Origin of the sequence: Lentzea sp. NBRC 105346 (genome assembly GCF_030269605.1) — a bacterium.
In the GTDB taxonomy this organism is placed as follows: Bacteria; Actinomycetota; Actinomycetes; order Mycobacteriales; family Pseudonocardiaceae; genus Lentzea.
In genome coordinates this window covers 142,929-159,101 of sequence record NZ_BSTQ01000013.1, presented here as the reverse complement: position 1 = coordinate 159,101, position 16,173 = coordinate 142,929, and the positions used below count along the sequence as shown (strand labels likewise).

Annotated in this window: 19 protein-coding genes; 8 read left to right on the top strand and 11 right to left on the bottom strand. The window is 68.6% G+C overall.

The genetic code is table 11. The annotated features are described in order from the left end of the window. Positions 1-168: 168 nt before the first annotated feature. Positions 169-315 (bottom strand): hypothetical protein, encoded by a 147-nt coding sequence (locus QSK35_RS26530; protein ID WP_167969512.1) that lies wholly within the window; start codon positions 313-315, stop codon positions 169-171. 145 nt (positions 316-460) lie between these two features. Further along, positions 461-1,654, bottom strand: coding sequence for an ATP-binding protein (locus QSK35_RS26525; protein WP_285750222.1), 1,194 nt, complete (start codon positions 1,652-1,654; stop codon positions 461-463). A gap of 153 nt (positions 1,655-1,807) precedes the next feature. On the opposite strand from QSK35_RS26525, the gene QSK35_RS26520 reads away from it, so the two are divergent. Then, complete coding sequence (locus QSK35_RS26520; protein ID WP_285750221.1) at positions 1,808-2,419, top strand: SIMPL domain-containing protein; 612 nt, start codon at positions 1,808-1,810, stop codon at positions 2,417-2,419. Here QSK35_RS26520 and QSK35_RS26515 read toward each other — a convergent pair. Continuing rightward, positions 2,416-3,636 carry an acetyl-CoA C-acetyltransferase gene (locus QSK35_RS26515; protein WP_285750220.1) on the bottom strand — a complete coding sequence of 407 codons (1,221 nt, stop codon included), beginning with the start codon at positions 3,634-3,636 and terminating at the stop codon, positions 2,416-2,418. The two genes, QSK35_RS26520 and QSK35_RS26515, sit on opposite strands and share 4 nt — an antisense overlap. 53 nt (positions 3,637-3,689) lie before the next feature. Between QSK35_RS26515 and QSK35_RS26510 the strand changes: the two genes are divergently transcribed. Then, positions 3,690-4,940, top strand: coding sequence for a 3-oxoacyl-ACP reductase (locus tag QSK35_RS26510; RefSeq protein WP_285750219.1), 1,251 nt, complete (start codon positions 3,690-3,692; stop codon positions 4,938-4,940). Beyond that, entirely contained in the window at positions 4,940-5,695 is a 756-nt protein-coding gene (locus tag QSK35_RS26505) for a MaoC family dehydratase (protein WP_285750218.1), read from the top strand. The genes QSK35_RS26510 and QSK35_RS26505 overlap by 1 nt, the downstream gene beginning before the upstream one ends. On the opposite strand, the gene QSK35_RS26500 is transcribed toward QSK35_RS26505, so the two are convergent. Then, positions 5,672-6,265, bottom strand: coding sequence for a TetR/AcrR family transcriptional regulator (locus QSK35_RS26500; protein WP_285750217.1), 594 nt, complete (start codon positions 6,263-6,265; stop codon positions 5,672-5,674). The genes QSK35_RS26505 and QSK35_RS26500 overlap by 24 nt on opposite strands. A 161-nt stretch (positions 6,266-6,426) precedes the next feature. Here QSK35_RS26500 and QSK35_RS26495 point away from each other — a divergent pair, with 161 nt between their 5' ends. Further along, positions 6,427-6,885 (top strand): SCP2 sterol-binding domain-containing protein, encoded by a 459-nt coding sequence (locus QSK35_RS26495; RefSeq protein ID WP_285750216.1) that lies wholly within the window; start codon positions 6,427-6,429, stop codon positions 6,883-6,885. A gap of 13 nt (positions 6,886-6,898) precedes the next feature. After that, positions 6,899-8,113 carry an acyl-CoA dehydrogenase family protein gene (locus QSK35_RS26490; protein ID WP_285750215.1) on the top strand — a complete coding sequence of 405 codons (1,215 nt, stop codon included), beginning with the start codon at positions 6,899-6,901 and terminating at the stop codon, positions 8,111-8,113. Here the strand turns inward: QSK35_RS26490 and QSK35_RS26485 are convergent. The 3 genes from QSK35_RS26485 to QSK35_RS26475 are packed head-to-tail and all read right to left on the bottom strand — an operon-like array spanning position 8,106 to position 9,873. Next, positions 8,106-8,732, bottom strand: a complete 627-nt coding sequence (locus QSK35_RS26485) for a response regulator (protein ID WP_285750214.1) — start codon at positions 8,730-8,732, stop codon at positions 8,106-8,108. The two genes, QSK35_RS26490 and QSK35_RS26485, sit on opposite strands and share 8 nt — an antisense overlap. Further along, entirely contained in the window at positions 8,729-9,712 is a 984-nt protein-coding gene (locus tag QSK35_RS26480) for a sensor histidine kinase (protein WP_285750213.1), read from the bottom strand. Before QSK35_RS26480 ends, QSK35_RS26485 begins: the two co-directional genes overlap by 4 nt. After that, on the bottom strand, positions 9,709-9,873 hold the full coding sequence (locus QSK35_RS26475; RefSeq protein ID WP_285750212.1) for a hypothetical protein: 165 nt from the start codon (positions 9,871-9,873) through the stop codon (positions 9,709-9,711). Before QSK35_RS26475 ends, QSK35_RS26480 begins: the two co-directional genes overlap by 4 nt. A 172-nt stretch (positions 9,874-10,045) precedes the next feature. Between QSK35_RS26475 and QSK35_RS26470 the strand changes: the two genes are divergently transcribed. Next, positions 10,046-10,441, top strand: a complete 396-nt coding sequence (locus QSK35_RS26470; protein ID WP_285750211.1) for a hypothetical protein — start codon at positions 10,046-10,048, stop codon at positions 10,439-10,441. 7 nt (positions 10,442-10,448) lie between these two features. Here QSK35_RS26470 and QSK35_RS26465 read toward each other — a convergent pair whose 3' ends face one another. Beyond that, on the bottom strand, positions 10,449-11,369 hold the full coding sequence (locus QSK35_RS26465; protein ID WP_285750210.1) for a MerR family transcriptional regulator: 921 nt from the start codon (positions 11,367-11,369) through the stop codon (positions 10,449-10,451). An 85-nt stretch (positions 11,370-11,454) separates the two neighbouring features. Here QSK35_RS26465 and QSK35_RS26460 point away from each other — a divergent pair, with 85 nt between their 5' ends. Next, positions 11,455-11,940 (top strand): hypothetical protein, encoded by a 486-nt coding sequence (locus QSK35_RS26460; RefSeq protein WP_285750209.1) that lies wholly within the window; start codon positions 11,455-11,457, stop codon positions 11,938-11,940. A gap of 119 nt (positions 11,941-12,059) precedes the next feature. Continuing rightward, positions 12,060-12,239: a hypothetical protein gene (locus tag QSK35_RS26455; RefSeq protein WP_285750208.1), complete on the top strand. Its 180-nt coding sequence runs from the start codon at positions 12,060-12,062 to the stop codon at positions 12,237-12,239. A 48-nt stretch (positions 12,240-12,287) separates the two neighbouring features. Here QSK35_RS26455 and QSK35_RS26450 read toward each other — a convergent pair whose 3' ends face one another. The 3 genes from QSK35_RS26450 to pdhA are packed head-to-tail and all read right to left on the bottom strand — an operon-like array spanning position 12,288 to position 15,890. Continuing rightward, positions 12,288-13,658 (bottom strand): dihydrolipoamide acetyltransferase family protein, encoded by a 1,371-nt coding sequence (locus tag QSK35_RS26450; protein WP_285750207.1) that lies wholly within the window; start codon positions 13,656-13,658, stop codon positions 12,288-12,290. A 13-nt stretch (positions 13,659-13,671) separates the two neighbouring features. Beyond that, positions 13,672-14,694, bottom strand: coding sequence for an alpha-ketoacid dehydrogenase subunit beta (locus QSK35_RS26445; protein ID WP_285750206.1), 1,023 nt, complete (start codon positions 14,692-14,694; stop codon positions 13,672-13,674). Continuing rightward, the gene (gene pdhA / locus QSK35_RS26440) at positions 14,694-15,890 is read right to left on the bottom strand and encodes a pyruvate dehydrogenase (acetyl-transferring) E1 component subunit alpha (RefSeq protein WP_285750205.1); all 1,197 of its coding nucleotides are present in this window, start codon (positions 15,888-15,890) and stop codon (positions 14,694-14,696) included. The genes QSK35_RS26445 and pdhA overlap by 1 nt, the downstream gene beginning before the upstream one ends. Positions 15,891-16,173: the final 283 nt, after the last annotated feature.

Genomic DNA, 16,173 nt, shown 5'->3' with positions numbered 1-16,173 from the left:
GCCTGTTACACACCCGGCCGTTTCACCGTTGACCGATTAACGGCGAAACTCCTGATGCGCGGGAGGTGCACCAGGAGTTTCGTCGGTTTCCCCTGCGGGGGATGCGCTCGCGACGGGGGCGCGGCCTGCGTGTCGATCAGGCCTCGTCGCGGCGCCAGGTTCAGTGATTCAGCGGAGAGTCGTGACCTGAGCCTGGGCGATGGCCATCAGCTCGTGACGCATGGCCGGCGTGGTGGCCATGTCGATCGCGCGAGCCACGGCCTTCCGGTTGCGCGCCTCGGCACGACGGGCGCGGAGCTTCGCTGCGAAGTTCATCTGGTCCTTCATCCCTCTCGGAAGTCTGTTCTCTTGGATGACTCAAGTATGCACGATTCAGGCGCGCATCGCACCTGTTTGTCCGGTGAGGTGCGGCACACGCCGATGAATCGTCGGTGAGTCTCCAAAACGACCGGACGATCGCCTAGTCCTCCCGGCCGAGCAAGAACCGCCCGAAGTGGGGCACGGTGAAGGCGATCTGACCCCGTTCCGCGCTGTAGACCAGGCCTTTCTTGATGAGACTGTCCCGCGCGGGTGACAACGACGAGGGTTTGCGCTGCAGGTGGTCGGCCACCTGGGCGGTGTTGACCCCCGCGTCCTTGCCGTCGGTCAGCTCCGCCATGGCCCGCAGGTACTCCCGTTCGGCGGGCGTGGCGCGCTCGTAGCGGCTCCCGAAGAACCCCACCGCCAGCTCGGCGTCGGCCTCCGGCGCGGCCACCGACACGTCGAGCGCCGTGATCGGATCGGCGGGCGCGGCGTCCCACGCGGCCTTGCCGTAGGCCTGGATGAAGTAGGGGTAACCGCCGGACGCGTCGAACATCGCGTCGAGCGCCTCCTCGGTGATGCCCGCGTCCTCCCGTTCGACCGGCGCCAGCACGGCCCGGTCGGCGTCCTCTCTCGACAGCCGATCGATGCGCACGTACCTGAACAGCCGTTCCGAGTACGACTTGCTGGCCGACAGCACCGCGGGCAGGTGCGGCAGTCCCGCGCCGACGACGACGAGCGGAGCCCCCGACTGCGACAGCTCGTGGCATGCCGCGCACAACGCCGAGATGTCGTCGGCCTGCAGGTCCTGCATCTCGTCGATCAGCAGCGCCACGCCGGTCCCGACGTCCTGCGCCAGCTCGGCGACGTCGGTGAACAGCTCGACGAGGTCGATCTCGATGTCGCCGGAGTCCGCCCGGCCCTGCTTGGCCGGCACGTCGATGCCCGGCTGCCAGCGATCGCGGAGCTTGGCGCTGTCCGGGGCGGCGCGCAGTGCGAACGCCTTGAGCACGCCCAGCGCGTCCTCGACCCGATCAGGCGCGCGGTGCCGCACCGCAAGATCGCGGATCGCCCGGTGCAACGCCGCCGAGAGGGGTCTGCGGAGCCCGGCCTCGGGCCGCGCCTCGACCTTGCCGGCGCCCCAGCCGCGTTTCACCGCCATGGACCGCAGCTCGCCGAGCAGCACGGTCTTGCCGACGCCGCGCAGCCCGGTGAGCACGAGACTGCGTTCGGGCCGCCCGCGGGCGACACGTTCCAGCACCACCTCGAAGGCGCCGACTTCCTTGTCACGGCCCGCGAGCTCGGGTGGCCGCTGGCCGGCTCCGGGGGCGAACGGGTTGCGCACCGGGTCCATTCGAGCACCGTATCGGCGTGTCTAGCGTTCATCCGATAGACGCGCAGAGACACCCATCGACTTCTTCCGATGACCTTGTATTCGATTATCTAGCGATCTTGCTAGACAGCCCGATTGTTGCGGATGGACCGCTACGCGAGTTGGCTGGATTCCGTGGCTGAGGTCGTGACGAAGGGGACGGGCAAGGTCGAGCGCACCGCGGACCGGGCCCAGGTGGACGTGACGTTCGAAGCGCTCGGCGCGGGCCGGACCGAGGCCGTGGGCGAGCTGAACCAGAAGATCGCGTCGGTGGAGCCGCTGCTGGACCGGCCCGGTGTCGACGTGCGGTCACGCCAGCTGTCGGTGCACGACAACTGGGACGGCACGCAGCGCGCGGGCAGCCGGGCGACGCAGCAGTACGTGATCCGCGTGAACGACGTGGCGTTGCTGGACGATCTGCTCGCCGAGATCGTGCAGGCCGAGCCGAACTGGCTCAACGGCCCGACCTGGGAGTTGACCGACGACGCCGACGCGGTGCGCGAGGCGCAGCAACTCGCCGTCGCGGACGCGCTCAAGCGCGCCGAGGGATACGCGATCGCGGTCGGCAGGCGGCTCGGGCCGTTGCAGCGCATCGTCGACGGTGAAAGCGACCGCTATCAGCCGATGATGCGCACGGCGAGCTACGAGGCGGCGGGCGCCGGCGGCATGGTCGACAAGCTGAACCTCGAGGCTCAGCAGATCACCGTGTCCGTCACCTGCACCGGCACCTGGAGCCTGCTCGACTAACGCTCGACGATCGCGGTCACGCCCTGGCCGCCCGCGGCGCAGATGGAGATCAGGCCACGGCCCTTGCCCTTCTGCGCCAGCAGCTTCGCCAGCGTGGCCACGATCCGGCCGCCGGTCGCCGCGAACGGGTGTCCCGCGGCGAGCGAGGAGCCGTTGACGTTCAGCTTGGTGCGGTCGATCGGGCCCAGCGTCTTCTCCCACGCCTTCAGCGTGGCGAGGACCTGGGACGCGAACGCCTCGTGCACCTCGTAGAAGTCGAAGTCCTGCAACGTGATCCCGGCCCTGGCGAGCATGCGCGGCACGGCGTGCACCGGCGCCATCAGCAGGCCTTCCTTGCCGCTGACGTAGTCGACGGCCGCGGTCTCGCTGAACGTCAGGTACGCGAGCACGGGTATCTTGTGCTGCTTCGCCCAGTCCACGGTCGACAGCAGCACCGCGGATGCGCCGTCGCTCAGCGGCGTCGAGTTGCCCGCGGTCATGGTGTCGCCGAAGACGGGTTTCAACCGGGCGAGCTGCTCCGCCGACGAGTCCGGGCGGAGGTTCTGGTCGCGGGTCAGGCCCTGGTAGGGCGTGACCAGGTCGTTGAAGAAGCCTTCCTCGTAGGCCCGCGCGAGGTTCTGATGGCTCAGCGCGGCGAGCTCGTCCTGCTCGGCCCGCTCGATGCCCCACTCCGCGGCGGTGATCGCCGCGTGTTCGCCCATCGACATGCCGGTGCGCGGCTCGCCGTTGCGCGGGATGCTCGGCACGACGTGCGTCGGGCGCAGCTTCGCGACGAGCTTCAGCCGCTGGCCCAGCGTCGTCGCCCGGTTGAACTCGAGCAGGACCTGGCGCAGGCCCTCGTTGACGCCGATCGGCGCGTCGCTGGTGGTGTCGACGCCGCCCGCGATGCCCGAGTCGATCTGGCCGAGTGCGATCTTGTTGGCCACCGCGATGATCGACTGCAGCCCCGTGCCGCACGCCTGCTGCAGGTCGTAGGCGGGCGTCTCCGGGCTGAGCCGGCTGCCGAGCACGCACTCGCGCACCAGGTTGAAGTCCCCGCTGTGCTTGAGCACGGCGCCGGCGACCACCTCGCCGAGCCGTTCGCCCTGCAGGCCGAAGCGGCTCACGAGACCATCGAGCGTGGCGGTGAACATGTCCTGGTTGGACGCGTGCGCGTACGGGCCGTTCGACCGCGCGAACGGGATCCGGTTGCCACCGAGGATCGCTACTCGCTTCATGCCACCCACTATACCTACTAGCCAGTAGACTTACTAGCGAGTAGGTTAGATGTGTGGACAGGTACCAGAAGTTCGCCTCTTCAGGACTCGGCCGCAAGCTCGTGCGCGGCCTCGGGCTGCCGGACCCGTACCCGCTGCGCCGGGACGGCGCACTGGTGTCACCGATCTGCTGCCCCGGTTCGCGGCTGCCCGTGATGAAGCAGTTCCACGGTCAGGACGGCCCGCCGTACGGGGCGCTGGTGTTCGACGCCTCGGACGTCACGAACGTGTCCGGCCTGCGGGAGCTGTACGACTTCTTCCACCCGCGGCTGCGCGACCTCGGCCCGAACGGGCGCGTGATCGTGATCGGGCGTGGACCCGAGCTCGTGGCACAACGCGCACTCGAAGGGTTCGTGCGCTCGGTCGGCAAGGAGCTCAGGCGCGGCGGCACCGCCAACCTGGTGCACGTTTCCCCAGGCGCGGAGGACGGCGCCGAGTCGACGCTGCGGTTCCTGCTGTCCGGCCGGTCGGCGTACGTGTCCGGTCAGGTCATCCACATCAAGGCGAACGCGTCGGCGCCCGCGTCGTGGGAGCGTCCACTGGACGGCAAGGTCGCGCTGGTGACCGGCGCTTCACGTGGCATCGGCGCGGCGATCGCATCGACGCTGGCCCGCGACGGCGCGCACGTCGTATGCCTCGACGTGCCCGCGGCGGGTGGCGAGCTGTCGGACGTCGCGAACTCCGTTGGCGGGTCCTCGTTCCAGCACGACATCACCGGCGACCCGGCCCCGCTGATCGACCACCTGCGTGAGCGGCACGGCGGTGTCGACGTCGTCGTGCACAACGCGGGCATCACGCGGGACAAGACGCTCGGGCGCATGTCCGAAAGCCAGTGGGACTCCGTGCTGCTCGTGAACCTCGTCAGCCAGCTGCGGGTCAACGACGTGCTCCTGGACCAGAACGTGTTGCGGGACGACGGCCGGATCATCGGCGTCTCGTCGATCGCCGGCATCGCGGGCAACGTGGGCCAGACGAACTACGCCACGTCCAAGGCCGGTGTGATCGGCATGGTCAACTCGCTGGCGCCGGTCATGGCCGAACGCGGCGGCACGATCAACGCGGTGGCGCCGGGGTTCATCGAGACCAAGATGACCGCGGCCGTGCCGTTCCTGACGCGCGAGGTCGGGCGGCGGATGAACAGCCTGGCGCAGGGCGGCCTGCCGGTCGACGTCGCCGAGACCATCGCGTGGTTCGCCAGCCCGGCGTCCGGCGGCGTGAACGGCAACGTCGTGCGGGTGTGCGGGCAGATGCTGCTGGGGGCCTGATGTTGCTGCGTGCCGCGCTGACGTCGTTCCGTCGCGGGTCCACTTTGGACGCCGCGCCGGTGAGCACCTCGGTGACCGCCGACCGGTCGCACCTCGCCGCGTACAACGCGGTGTGCGGCTTCCGGCTCACCGACGAACTGCCGGTGACGTACCCGCACGTGCTCGGGTTCGGGCTGCAGATGAGGTTGATGACGGGTCCGGGCTTCCCCTTTCCCCTGCCGGGCCTGGTCCACGTCGCCAACCGGATCACGCAGACCCGGCCGTTGCGCGCGGACGAGCCGCTGGAGATCAGCGTGTCGGCGGCCGGCCTGCGTGAGCACCCGTCCGGGATGCAGGTGGACGTCGTGACGTCGGTGAACGACGTCTGGCACGACGTGTCGACGTACCTCAAGCGCACCAAGGACGGTTCGGCGCCGGGAGAACGGCCGGAGCGCCCCGCGTCGGCAGCGGTCTGGCACGTGCCGGGCGACATCGGCCGGCGTTACGCGCGGGTGTCCGGCGACCGCAACCCGATTCACCTGCACCCGTTGACCGCCAAGGTCTTCGGGTTCCGCCGCGCGATCGCGCACGGCATGTGGACGAAGGCGCGCTGCCTCGCGTCACTGGAAGGCAGGCTGCCCGAGGCGTTCACCGTCGAGGTGGGGTTCAAGGCGCCGTTGCTGTTGCCCGGCAAGGCTTTCTTCGCCTTCTCGGACGGCGAGTTCAGCGTGTGGGGCCGCGAGCGACCGCACCTACTGGGCACCTGGACGGCGTGACGGCGGGTGCCAGATGTTGCCGTCGACGAGGTCGCCGAAGCCCATCCAGACGAGGTTCATCAGGCGCGCGGCGACCACACCGGCGGGCTCGTCTGGGTGGTCGAGCCACCAGTCGGCGAGCGACTCACCGGCGCCGACCAGCGCGGCGGCCAGCGACTCGGCCTCGAGCTGCGTGGACGGCGCGGCCTTCGTCGACTGGGCGAGCAGCGCGGCGACGAGTGCAACGGCCCGGCCGCGCATGTCGGTGAGCTCAATCGCGAACGGCCCGCCCTGCGTGGACGCCTGGCGGTGCAGCACCTGCCAGCTGGCCCGGTTCTCGCCGACGAACCCGAAGAACGCGCGCAGGCCGCTCCACAGCTGGACGTCCGGGGTCTGGTCCGGCTCGATGCCGCCGGAGATCGCCTCCATCATCCGCGTCGCCTCGCGGCGGATGCACGTCGCGAAGAGTTCTTCCTTGGAACCGAGGTAGGCGTACAGCATGGGCTTGGAGATGCCCGCGACCTCGGAGATCTCGTCCATCGACGCGGCGTGGAAGCCGAGCCGCGAGAACACGTCCACGGCGGCGTCCATGATCTGACGTTCCCGCACCGCGCGCGGCAGCCGCTTGGCTCTCCGCTGGTCTGGTTGCAATCGGCACCCCCTGATGGAAGGGGTCAAGATTACCCAGACGAAGGTTGCACCCTTACCTACTCGCCAGTAGTCTTACTCGTGAGTAGGTACAGGAGGCTCAGATGGGCAAGGAAACGATCGACGTGTCGGCGTTGAACGACGTCGACTTCACCCAGATCACCCCTGAGGACTTCGCGAAGCTCATGTCGAGCGCGTCCAAGTCCCAGATCGAGACCGTCATGGCCGAGCCGGAACTGCGGGTCCGCGTACTCGACGAGGTCTTCCGCCGCATGGGGGAGCACTTCCGCTCCGACCGCGCCGGCGCGACCCGCGCGGTCGTCCACTTCCACCTGCTGGACGACGTCTACGAAGTGGTCATCGAGAACGCGTCCTGCTCGATCAACAAGGACCCGTCGCGCGAGGCCCGCGCGTCCGTCACGCTGACGCCCGCCGACTTCCTCAAGCTCGCCACCGGCAACGCCTCCGCGCCCGTGCTGTTCATGACGGGCAAGCTGAAGGTGAAGGGCGACCTCGGGTTCGCCGCCGGCTTCATGAGCCTGTTCAACATTCCGAAGGCCTGAGAGGACTTCTTTCATGGGTGGCTTCTCGCTGGAGCTCAACGAGGACCAGACCGACCTGCGCGACTGGGTGCACGGTTTCTCTCGCGACGTGATCCGTCCCGCCGCCTCCGAGTGGGACGAGCGCGAGGAGACGCCATGGCCGGTGATCCAGGAGGCCGCGAAGATCGGCCTGTACGGGTTCGAAGCGCTGGCGACGTGGTTCGCCGACCCGATCGGCCTGTCGTTGCCGATCGCCACCGAGGAGCTGTTCTGGGGTGACGCCGGCATCGCGCTGTCACTGATGGGCACCGGTCTCGCGGTCGCGGGCATCTTCGCGTCCGGCGAACCCGAGCAGCTCGCCGAGTGGGTGCCGGAGTGCTTCGGTGACGAATCCGACCCGAAGCTCGCGGCGTTCTGCGCCTCCGAACCGCAGGCGGGTTCCGACGTCGGCGGGTACCGCACGCGCGCTCGTTACGACGAGGCCACCGACGAGTGGGTGATCAACGGTCAGAAGGCGTGGGCCACCAACGGCGGCATCGCCAACGTCCACGTCGTCACCGCTGTCGTCGATCCGTCTCTCGGTGCACGCGGCCAGGCGGGGTTCATCATTCCCCCTGGCACGCCTGGGCTCTCTTCACCCGGCAAGATCAAGAAGCACGGCATGCGCGCGTCGCACACCGCCGACGTGTTCTTCGACGACGTCCGCGTTCCGGGCCGGTGTGTGCTGGGTGGTCGTGAACGTTTGGAGGCTCGTCTCGCCCGTGCCCGCGAGGGGCAACGCGCTGGTGGTCAGGCGGCTATGGCCACTTTCGAGACCACCCGGCCGACTGTCGGGGCGATGGCCGTCGGTGTCGCTCGGGCGGCCTACGAGTACGCGCTGGAGTACGCGCGCGACCGTGAGGCGTTCGGCCGAAAGATCATCGAGAACCAGTCGATCGCGTTCGACCTGGCCAACATGCGGATGGAGATCGACGCTTCGCGTCTGCTGGTGTGGCGGGCGGCGTGGATGGGGCGCAACAACGTGCCGTTCACCGCGGGCGAGGGCTCGATGTCGAAGCTCAAGGCTTCCGAGGTGTCCGTGTGGGCTACCGAGCGGGCGATTCACGTGCTCGGTGGTGCCGGTTACACGCGTGAGCACCCGGTGGAGCGGTGGCACCGCGACGCCAAGATCTTCACGATTTTTGAGGGCACGTCGGAGATTCAGCGACTGGTGGTGTCGCGCGCCATCTCGGGCATGCAGATCAAGTAGTGGACGTGAGGCCGTGCCGCAGGGCGTAGCGCACGGCCTCCGCCCGGTTGCGCGCGCCGATCTTGGCGAACGCGTTGTTGATGTGGGTCTTCACGGTCGCCTCACCGATGAACAGCCGGCCCGCGATCTCCTGGTTGGACAGGCCCGCCCCGATGAGGCCGAGCACCTCGGTCTCGCGCGCGGTGAGGCCGTCCACCGGTTTCGGCGGGGCGGTTAGAGCCGCGACCAGACGTTCGGACACGGTGGCGTCGAACGTCGAGTGGCCCGCGGCGGCTGAACGGATGGCCGCGGCGATCTCCTTGCGGCCCGCGTCTTTCGTGAGGTAGCCGCGGGCTCCGGCCTGCAGAGCGCTCACGATCGACTCGTCGTCGGCATACGTCGTGAGGACGATGACCGCGGTTCCCGGATGGTGCGCGGTGATGTGGCGAGTGGCTTCGACGCCGTCCATCACGGGCATGCGGAGGTCCATGAGGACGACGTCCACGCCGTCGAGCTTGTCGAGCACCTCCTGACCGTTGGCGGCCGTGGCGACCACTTCGACGTCGTCGACCAGGCCGAGCAGGGCTTCCAGGCCCTCGCGCACCACCTGCTGGTCGTCGACCACGATCACGCGGATCACGCCGGCACCTCCGCGGTCACGTGCCACTTCGAACCGTTCATGCCCGCGGTGAGCGTGCCGCCCGCGAGGGCGATGCGTTCACGCATGCCGACCAGGCCGAAGCCTTCGCCCTGGTCGCCCGATGCGTCGTTGCTGATGTGGAGACGAGTTCCGCCGCTGTGAAACTCCAGCCGCACGTCGACCGCAGCGCCCGGCGCGTGCTTCGCGGCGTTCGTCAAAGCCTCGCGGGCGACGCCCAGCAGCGCGACTTTCGCCTTGGACGGCAACGGTCGCTCGGTGCCGGTCACCGTGACATCGGCGAGGGATCGCAACGCTTCGGTGAGCGACGGAACGTCCTGGCGGAGCGCGGCGACGGCGTTGCGGGCCTCCGCCAACCCCTCGATGGCGAGCCCGCGCGACCGTTGGATCGTGCGCCGTGCTCCGTCCACATCGGACCGTTCGGTGAGCAGTGCCTCGGCCAGTTCCAGCTGGACTGTCAGTGCTCCCAGCGAATGCGCCAGCACGTCGTGGATCTCCCTGGCGATGCGCGTGCGTTCGTCGAGCGCGGCGGCGCGGGCGGACTGCTCGGCCAGCACCTCGTAGGACCTGCGGTTCAGGCCCAGCAGCAACACCAGCAGCAGCACGCCCGCGTCGACCAGGCTTCGTTCCAGCACGAGCGCCAGCGCGACGTCGACGCCGGCCACCGCGAGGATCGCCTTCTCGCTCAGGCGAACCGTGGTGGCGAGCCGGCCCAGCGTGATGACGCTGAGCAGGATCGCCGACGAGTCCTGCGCCGCCCCGAGCGCCAGCGCTGGTACGACCGTTGCGATCACCAGCAAGAACACTCTGCCGGTGACCAGAAAACCCAGCCAGCACGCGGCGCTGACGCCGTAGCAGGCCCAGACCCAGGGCGTGCTCTCGCGCGCGGTGATCAGGGTGGCCGCGATGAACAGCGTGCCGAGCACCTGCACCACGAGCCAGCCGGGTGCGATCGTTTTCACCGGTCGCGCAGATTGACGATCATCTCGACGAGGATCATCCGGTACGCGATGAAGCCGAGCAACAACACGGCTCCCGCGATCGCCAGTCCCACCCATGACTTCATCTTCTTCTCCCCCAACAGCTGGTGCAGGAGCAGCTGCACCAGGTCCCGTTTGTTCATGCCCTGAAGCTACGAACGGGACGGGGTGGATCTGGACCACCCGCGGGTGGAGATCCGGGTGGAGATGCGGTCCAACTGTGACGAACGAGCCACCTGGGATTGGTGTTGCAAAACTGCTCGATTGACAACCCTTTCGGGTTATTTCACCACAAACGACAGGACCGTACGGTCGATGGACATGTCGGCGATAAGGAAGTACTGGGGATACCTGCTTTTACTCGTACTCCTCTACGGGTGGACGGGAGACAAATTCGGCCCCGGAGTTCTCGCGATCCTGTCCGGATTCATCGTGCTTTATGTGCTGTTCCAGGCTCCGGTGTGGTGCACGGCCGAGACCAGGAACAAGAGCTTCTGCCGCAACAACGCCGGCGGCCTGTTGATGGGTTGTCACCTGCGCGAGCACAAATGGCAGAAGTTCAGAATGGTCGTCAAGACCCGCTACTGGGGACGACTGGGACGTCGATTCATGACTGGCATCGGCGCCCAGGCCGCAACCTTCTCCGCAATCGCGGGAATCGCGTCCGCAATGACGGCGATCATCGCCCTGGTCGTGAAGAAGGGGGCTTGACCCGGCGCTAGAGCAGCGACTGGCCCGCCTCCCGCAGCCACGCACGCTCGGCCGTCGTGTCCGGCACCGGCGGCCACCCGTTGATCTTCGCGAGCAACGCCCAGTAGCGCTCGGCCCGCGGGTCGCCGAACTCCTCGAACTCCCGCAGCCGCGCGCGAAGGTTCGAATCGTTGGGCACGCCGAACACCTCGGCCCACCGGGCGTTGACCCGCTCGACGACCTCACGCCCCTCGGCCGACGACGGGTCGATGCCCGCGTCGATCGCGGCCCGCGCCTGCTGCACGGAGAACTGGAAGGCCTCCATCTGCTCCGAACCGGGCTTGACCATCTCCGTGCCCGCCGCGCGCATCTCCTCGTGCCTCCGCGACATCGCCTTGATCGACTCACGGAAGTCCGGGTCCTGCACCAGCTTCGCCAGCTCGACCCACGCCTCCAGCTGCTCGGTGGACGGGTCGTCCGGCAGCTCGGCGCGCACCGAACGCATGCCCGCCTCGAAGCCGGGGTCCAGGTCGTAGGGACCGAACACGTCGTCGAAGAAGTCGTCGAGGATGCGCTGGCGCTCCTCGTCCGTCATGCGTGCCAACTCGTTCATCAGCTCCATCTCCCCTCCCTTGGCGACCGCGCGCAGCACCGCGCGCCGCAGGCGCAGCACCTTCATCTGCGCGTCGATCGCGTCCGCGTGTGTTCGCGCCACCTCGGTGACCGTCACCTCGCGGGTCAGCACCCGCTGGGCGGTCGGCAGGTCCACGCCCAGCTCACGCAGGGTGCGGACGAGCCGCAGCTTCGCCAGCGCCTCCACGTCGTACGTCCGGTAGCCGGAGTGCGTGCGCGAGGAGGGCGGGATCAGCCCCGAGTCCGAGTAGAACCGGATGGTCCGGACGGTCAGCCCGGTCATCCTGGCCAGCTCACCGATCTTGTAGCGCGTCACCGGACCACTCTGAACCCTCCAGTAGCTGGAGAGTCAACTTCCCGGTACAACGAAATAGGTAGTGATCATCAATCTGGGGGATCAGATGACTCGATTGAGTAAAGGCCTGCTCGCGGCCGGACTGCTGACGCTCGTCACGGCACTGCCGGCGACGGCCGCGCAGGACGACCCGGTGCTCTGCCTGCGCGGACACGTCGCCGGCACGGGCTGGCAGGACTGGACCTGCACCAGCGGCGCCGGCTGGGCTTCGGCGGGCGCGGAAAACGCGGCGCTGGACGGCGTCGAGGTCCGCGCGACGGGTACGGGTGGCAGGACCTGCCTGACGACTCAGGCGGACGCCAAAGGCCCGGAGTCCGCTGTCTGTGTGGCCGACGGCGAGGTGGGCAAGGCCGGAGGCGTCGAGAAGATCGCGTCGGTCGGGATCGGCAACACCGCGCGCAGGACGTGCGCGGAGGGGTTCGTCACCGACAGCGGATGGCGCTCGGCCCCGTGCGCCGAGCCGGGCTTCACGGTCCAGATCGTCGCCGGCGCGTACAAGAAGCTGAGCGCGGTCAACGCGAAGATGTCGTAGACAACCCGCACGGCCTGTGGAAACGTGGGCCGAGTTGGATCACCTGGGGGCACCGACAAATCTCTCAAGCCTTCGAGAGGCTTGTTCGACGCACCCCGGGCTATTTCTGGGGGTAGTACATGAACAAGAACATGCGGCGAATCGTCGTCGCCTCGCTCGGTCTGCTCGCGGTGATCGCTGCCGGCGCCGGTCAGGCGAGCGCCGGCAACGGGCGACCGGGACCACTGGGCGCGAGCGTGGAGCTGCAGGCTCCGGCGCAGGGTGACCCCGACGGCAACGGCCGTCCCGGGCCGCTCTAGTTCGAACAACGAAAAGGCCCCGGACGGCCGGGGCCTTTTCGCTATGCGTCAGTACGTGATCGCCACACCGGGGTCGGCGAGCAGGCGGCCGACGTCCGCGAGGAACTGCGAGCCCTGCTGGCCGTCCACCACGCGGTGGTCGAACGACAGCGCCAGCTGGCACACCTTGCGGACCTTGATCTCGCCGTCGACCACCCACGGCATGTCGCGGATCGCGCCGAACGCGAGGATCGCGACCTCACCGGGGTTGAGAATCGGCGTACCGGTGTCGACGCCGAAGACACCCACGTTGGTGATCGTGATGGTGCCGTTCATCATGTCGGCCGGGGCCGTCTTTCCTTCGCGGGCAACGGAAGCCAGCTCGTCGAGTGCCACGGCCAGCTCGCGCAGCGACATCCGGTCGGCGTCGCGGACCTTGGGCACCACCAGGCCGCGCGGCGTGGCGGCCGCGATGCCCAGGTGCACGTAGTCCTTGTAGACGATCTCACCGGCCGCGGAGTCCCAGGTCGCGTTGACGTCCGGGGTGCGGCGGGCCGCCATGACGACGGCCTTGGCGCAGAACGCCAGCGGCGTCAGCTTCACGCCGCGGAACTCCGGCGAGTCCTTCAGCCGTGCGCGCAGCTCCATCATCGGAGTCACGTCCACGGTCAGGAACTCCGTGACGTGCGGCGCGGTGAACGCGCTGTCCACCATCGCCTGCGCGGTCGCCTTGCGGACCCCCTTGATCGGGACGCGCCGCTCGCGCGAACCACTGTCCACAACGGACGGAGCAGCCGAGACCGGTGCGGCGACCGCCTGTTCGACGTCCGCACGGGTGATGACGCCGTCCGGGCCGGAGCCGGTCAGTGCGTACAGGTCGACGCCCAGATCCTTGGCCAGCTTGCGGACCGGCGGCTTCGCCAGCGGGACATAGCCACCGGGAGCGGCGGCCGGAGGAGGAGGCGGTTCCACCGGAGCTACCGGAGCGGCGGCGGGAGCAGCGGCGACCGCGGCAGCGGGAGCGGGTGCGTCCTTGCGGGCCCGGCGCTTCGCGGCACCGGACTTGGGGCCGTAGCCGACCAGGGTCGCGATGCGCCCGCCCGGCATCTCCTCACCGATCTTGCCCGACGACTCGGCGGTCGCGGTCCCGTTGAGCTGCCCCGAAACCGACGGCTCGGGCGAAGCCGCGCCACCGGGGTCGGTGTCGATGGTGATGATCGGGACGCCGACCTCGACGGTCTGGCCGGGCTCGACCAGCAGCTCGGTGACGACGCCCGCCCACGGGCACGGCAGCTCGACGGCCGCCTTGGCCGTCTCGATCTCGACGATGATCTGGTTGATCTTGACCGTGTCACCCGGCTTGACGTGCCAGGTGAGGATCTCGGCCTCGGTCAGCCCCTCCGCTGTGTCCGGCAGGGGGAACTGCTTGTACTGCGGCATTGAAGCGATCCCCTTACCAGGCGAGCGAACGGTCGACGGCGTGCAACACCCGGTCGAGGTCGGGGAGGTACTCCTCCTCGAGCTTCGACGGCGGGTACGGGGTGTCGAACCCGGTCACCCTCAGGACAGGGGCCTCCAGCGAGTAGAAGCACTCCTGCTGAACGCGGGTCGCGATCTCGGACGCGATCGAGGACTCCGACGGGGCCTCGGACACGACGACGAGCCGGCCGGTGCGGCGCACGGACTCGAAGACCGGGTCCAGGTCCAGCGGGGACAGCGTGCGCAGGTCGATGACCTCGAGCGAGGTGCCGTCCTCGGCGGCGGCCGTGGCCGCGTCGAGCGACGTGCGGACCATCGGGCCGTACGCGGCGACGGTGACGTCGGTGCCCTGACGCAGCACGCGCGAGGCGAACAGCGGGCCGGGGGCGACGGTCGTGTCGACCTCGCCCTTCTCGTAGTAGCGGCGCTTCGGCTCGAAGAAGAGAACCGGGTCGTCGCAGTCGATGGCCTGCTGGATCATCCAGTACGCGTCGGCCGGGTTCGAGCACGAGACGACCTTGAGGCCGGCGCAGTGCGCGAAGTACGACTCGGGCGACTCGGAGTGGTGCTCCACCGCGCCGATGCCGCCGCCGAACGGCACGCGGATCACGATCGGCAGCTTGATCTTGCCCTGCGTGCGGTAGTGCAGCTTCGCGACCTGCGACACGATCTGGTCGAAGCCGGGGAAGATGAAGCCGTCGAACTGGATCTCGCAGACCGGGCGGTAGCCGCGGATCGCCAGACCCACGGCGGTGCCGATGATGCCGGACTCGGCCAGCGGCGTGTCGAGCACGCGCTGCTCACCGAAGTCCTTCTGCAGGCCGTCGGTGATGCGGAAGACGCCGCCGAGCTTGCCGACGTCCTCGCCCATGACGATGACCTTGGGGTTGGCCTCCATCGAGGCGCGCAGGCCGTTGTTCAGCGCCTTGGAGATCGTCAGCGTCTGCACCGGAGAGGCGGCAGAGGACGATGTGCGATCCATGGTCGGAGCAGCCATCAGTGCTCACCTCCAGCGAAACCCGAGACGTAGTCGAGGAACTCGTCGCGCTGGGCCTCCAACACCGGGTTGCCCTCCGCGTAGACGTGACTGAAGATCCGCTCCGCGGGCGGATCCGGCATGTTCACGCAGAACTCGCGGAGCTCTTCGGCCAGCGTGTCCGCCTCGGCCTCGATCTCGGCGAAGAACGCCTGGTCGGCCCACTGCTGCTTGACCAAGTAGACCTTGACCCGCTCGATCGGGTCCTTGAGCTTCCACAGCTCCAGCTCGTCGGACAGCCGGTAGCGGGACGGGTCGTCGGACGTGGTGTGCGCGTCCATGCGGTAGGTGAAGGCCTCGATCAGGATCGGGCCGTTGCCGTGGCGGCACTCCTCCAGCGCCCAGCGCGTGACGGCCAGCGTGGCCAGCACGTCGTTGCCGTCGACGCGGATGCCGGGGAAGCCGTAGCCGCGCGCCCGCTGGTACAGCGGCAGGCGGGACTGGCGCTCGGTCGGCTCGGAGATCGCCCACTGGTTGTTCTGGCAGAAGAACACGAGCGGCGCGTCGTAGACGGCGGCCCACACGAAGCCCTCGTGCACGTCGCCCTGGCTGGTGGCGCCGTCACCGAAGAACACCATGGTGGCTTCGCCGTTGTCGTCGCCGACCTTGCCGTCGAACTTCTGGCCCATCGCGTACCCGGTCGCGTTGAGGACCTGGTTGCCGATGACGATCGTGTAGGGGTGGAACTTGCGCGCCACCGGGTCCCAGGTGCCCTGGTCCGTGCCGCGGAAGATGCCGAGGAGCTCGGTCGGGTGGACGCCCTTGGTCCACGCGATGCCGTGCTCGCGGTAGCTCGGGAACGCCATGTCGTCTTCACGCATCGCGCGGCCGGCGCCGATCTGCGCGGCCTCCTGGCCGAGCAGCGGCACCCAGATGCCGAGCTGGCCCTTGCGCTGCAACGCGTTGGCCTCGCGGTCGACGCGGCGGATCAGGACCATGTCGCGGTACAGACCGCGCAGCTCCTCAGCCGTGATGTCGATGTCGAAGTCCGGGTGCTGAACACGCTCGCCTTCAGGAGTGAGCAGCTGCACCAGGTCGGCGCCGCCCTCGTCTGTAGCTCGCAAGCCTGCGATCACCTGTTCCGCTGTCGGTTTTGCGGCAGTGGCGGCCGGCGCGGCATCCGGCTCCGGGTGCGTCCATTGCTCAGGGGACGACATTGCGCCTTCTCCTCGTCTACGAGTCCGCCCCGGTCGCTCGTGACGACCTCGTGCGGCGGCGCCGCCGGTCGCCGCCGCCCCTGTGGGGACGTCGTGCAGCCGTCGGCGCTGACGGTGTTCTCATCCACATCCTGACACGGCCTCACCCGTGTTGGTGAGTCCGGATTCACTTAGTAACACACGGGTCAACGTTCTGAGCAGCGTAAACAGTAGGAAGGTCGACCTTTTGCAGTCCGACTAGGCCGTTCGGTTACCGGACAGCGCTGTCCCGGTTACCGATCGT

Bases quoted from the DNA above. Each gene is read 5' to 3' on its own strand.
- QSK35_RS26530 (WP_167969512.1), bottom strand. From the start codon at position 315: ATGAACTTCGCAGCGAAGCTCCGCGCCCGTCGTGCCGAGGCGCGCAAC.
- QSK35_RS26525 (WP_285750222.1), bottom strand. From the start codon at position 1,654: ATGGACCCGGTGCGCAACCCGTTCGCCCCCGGAGCCGGCCAGCGGCCA.
- QSK35_RS26515 (WP_285750220.1), bottom strand. From the start codon at position 3,636: ATGAAGCGAGTAGCGATCCTCGGTGGCAACCGGATCCCGTTCGCGCGG.
- QSK35_RS26505 (WP_285750218.1), top strand. From the start codon at position 4,940: ATGTTGCTGCGTGCCGCGCTGACGTCGTTCCGTCGCGGGTCCACTTTG.
- QSK35_RS26500 (WP_285750217.1), bottom strand. From the start codon at position 6,265: ATGGACGCCGCCGTGGACGTGTTCTCGCGGCTCGGCTTCCACGCCGCG.
- QSK35_RS26495 (WP_285750216.1), top strand. From the start codon at position 6,427: ATGGGCAAGGAAACGATCGACGTGTCGGCGTTGAACGACGTCGACTTC.
- QSK35_RS26490 (WP_285750215.1), top strand. From the start codon at position 6,899: ATGGGTGGCTTCTCGCTGGAGCTCAACGAGGACCAGACCGACCTGCGC.
- QSK35_RS26475 (WP_285750212.1), bottom strand. From the start codon at position 9,873: ATGAACAAACGGGACCTGGTGCAGCTGCTCCTGCACCAGCTGTTGGGG.
- QSK35_RS26470 (WP_285750211.1), top strand. From the start codon at position 10,046: ATGGACATGTCGGCGATAAGGAAGTACTGGGGATACCTGCTTTTACTC.
- QSK35_RS26460 (WP_285750209.1), top strand. From the start codon at position 11,455: ATGACTCGATTGAGTAAAGGCCTGCTCGCGGCCGGACTGCTGACGCTC.
- QSK35_RS26455 (WP_285750208.1), top strand. From the start codon at position 12,060: ATGAACAAGAACATGCGGCGAATCGTCGTCGCCTCGCTCGGTCTGCTC.
- QSK35_RS26450 (WP_285750207.1), bottom strand. From the start codon at position 13,658: ATGCCGCAGTACAAGCAGTTCCCCCTGCCGGACACAGCGGAGGGGCTG.
- QSK35_RS26445 (WP_285750206.1), bottom strand. From the start codon at position 14,694: ATGGCTGCTCCGACCATGGATCGCACATCGTCCTCTGCCGCCTCTCCG.
- pdhA (WP_285750205.1), bottom strand. From the start codon at position 15,890: ATGTCGTCCCCTGAGCAATGGACGCACCCGGAGCCGGATGCCGCGCCG.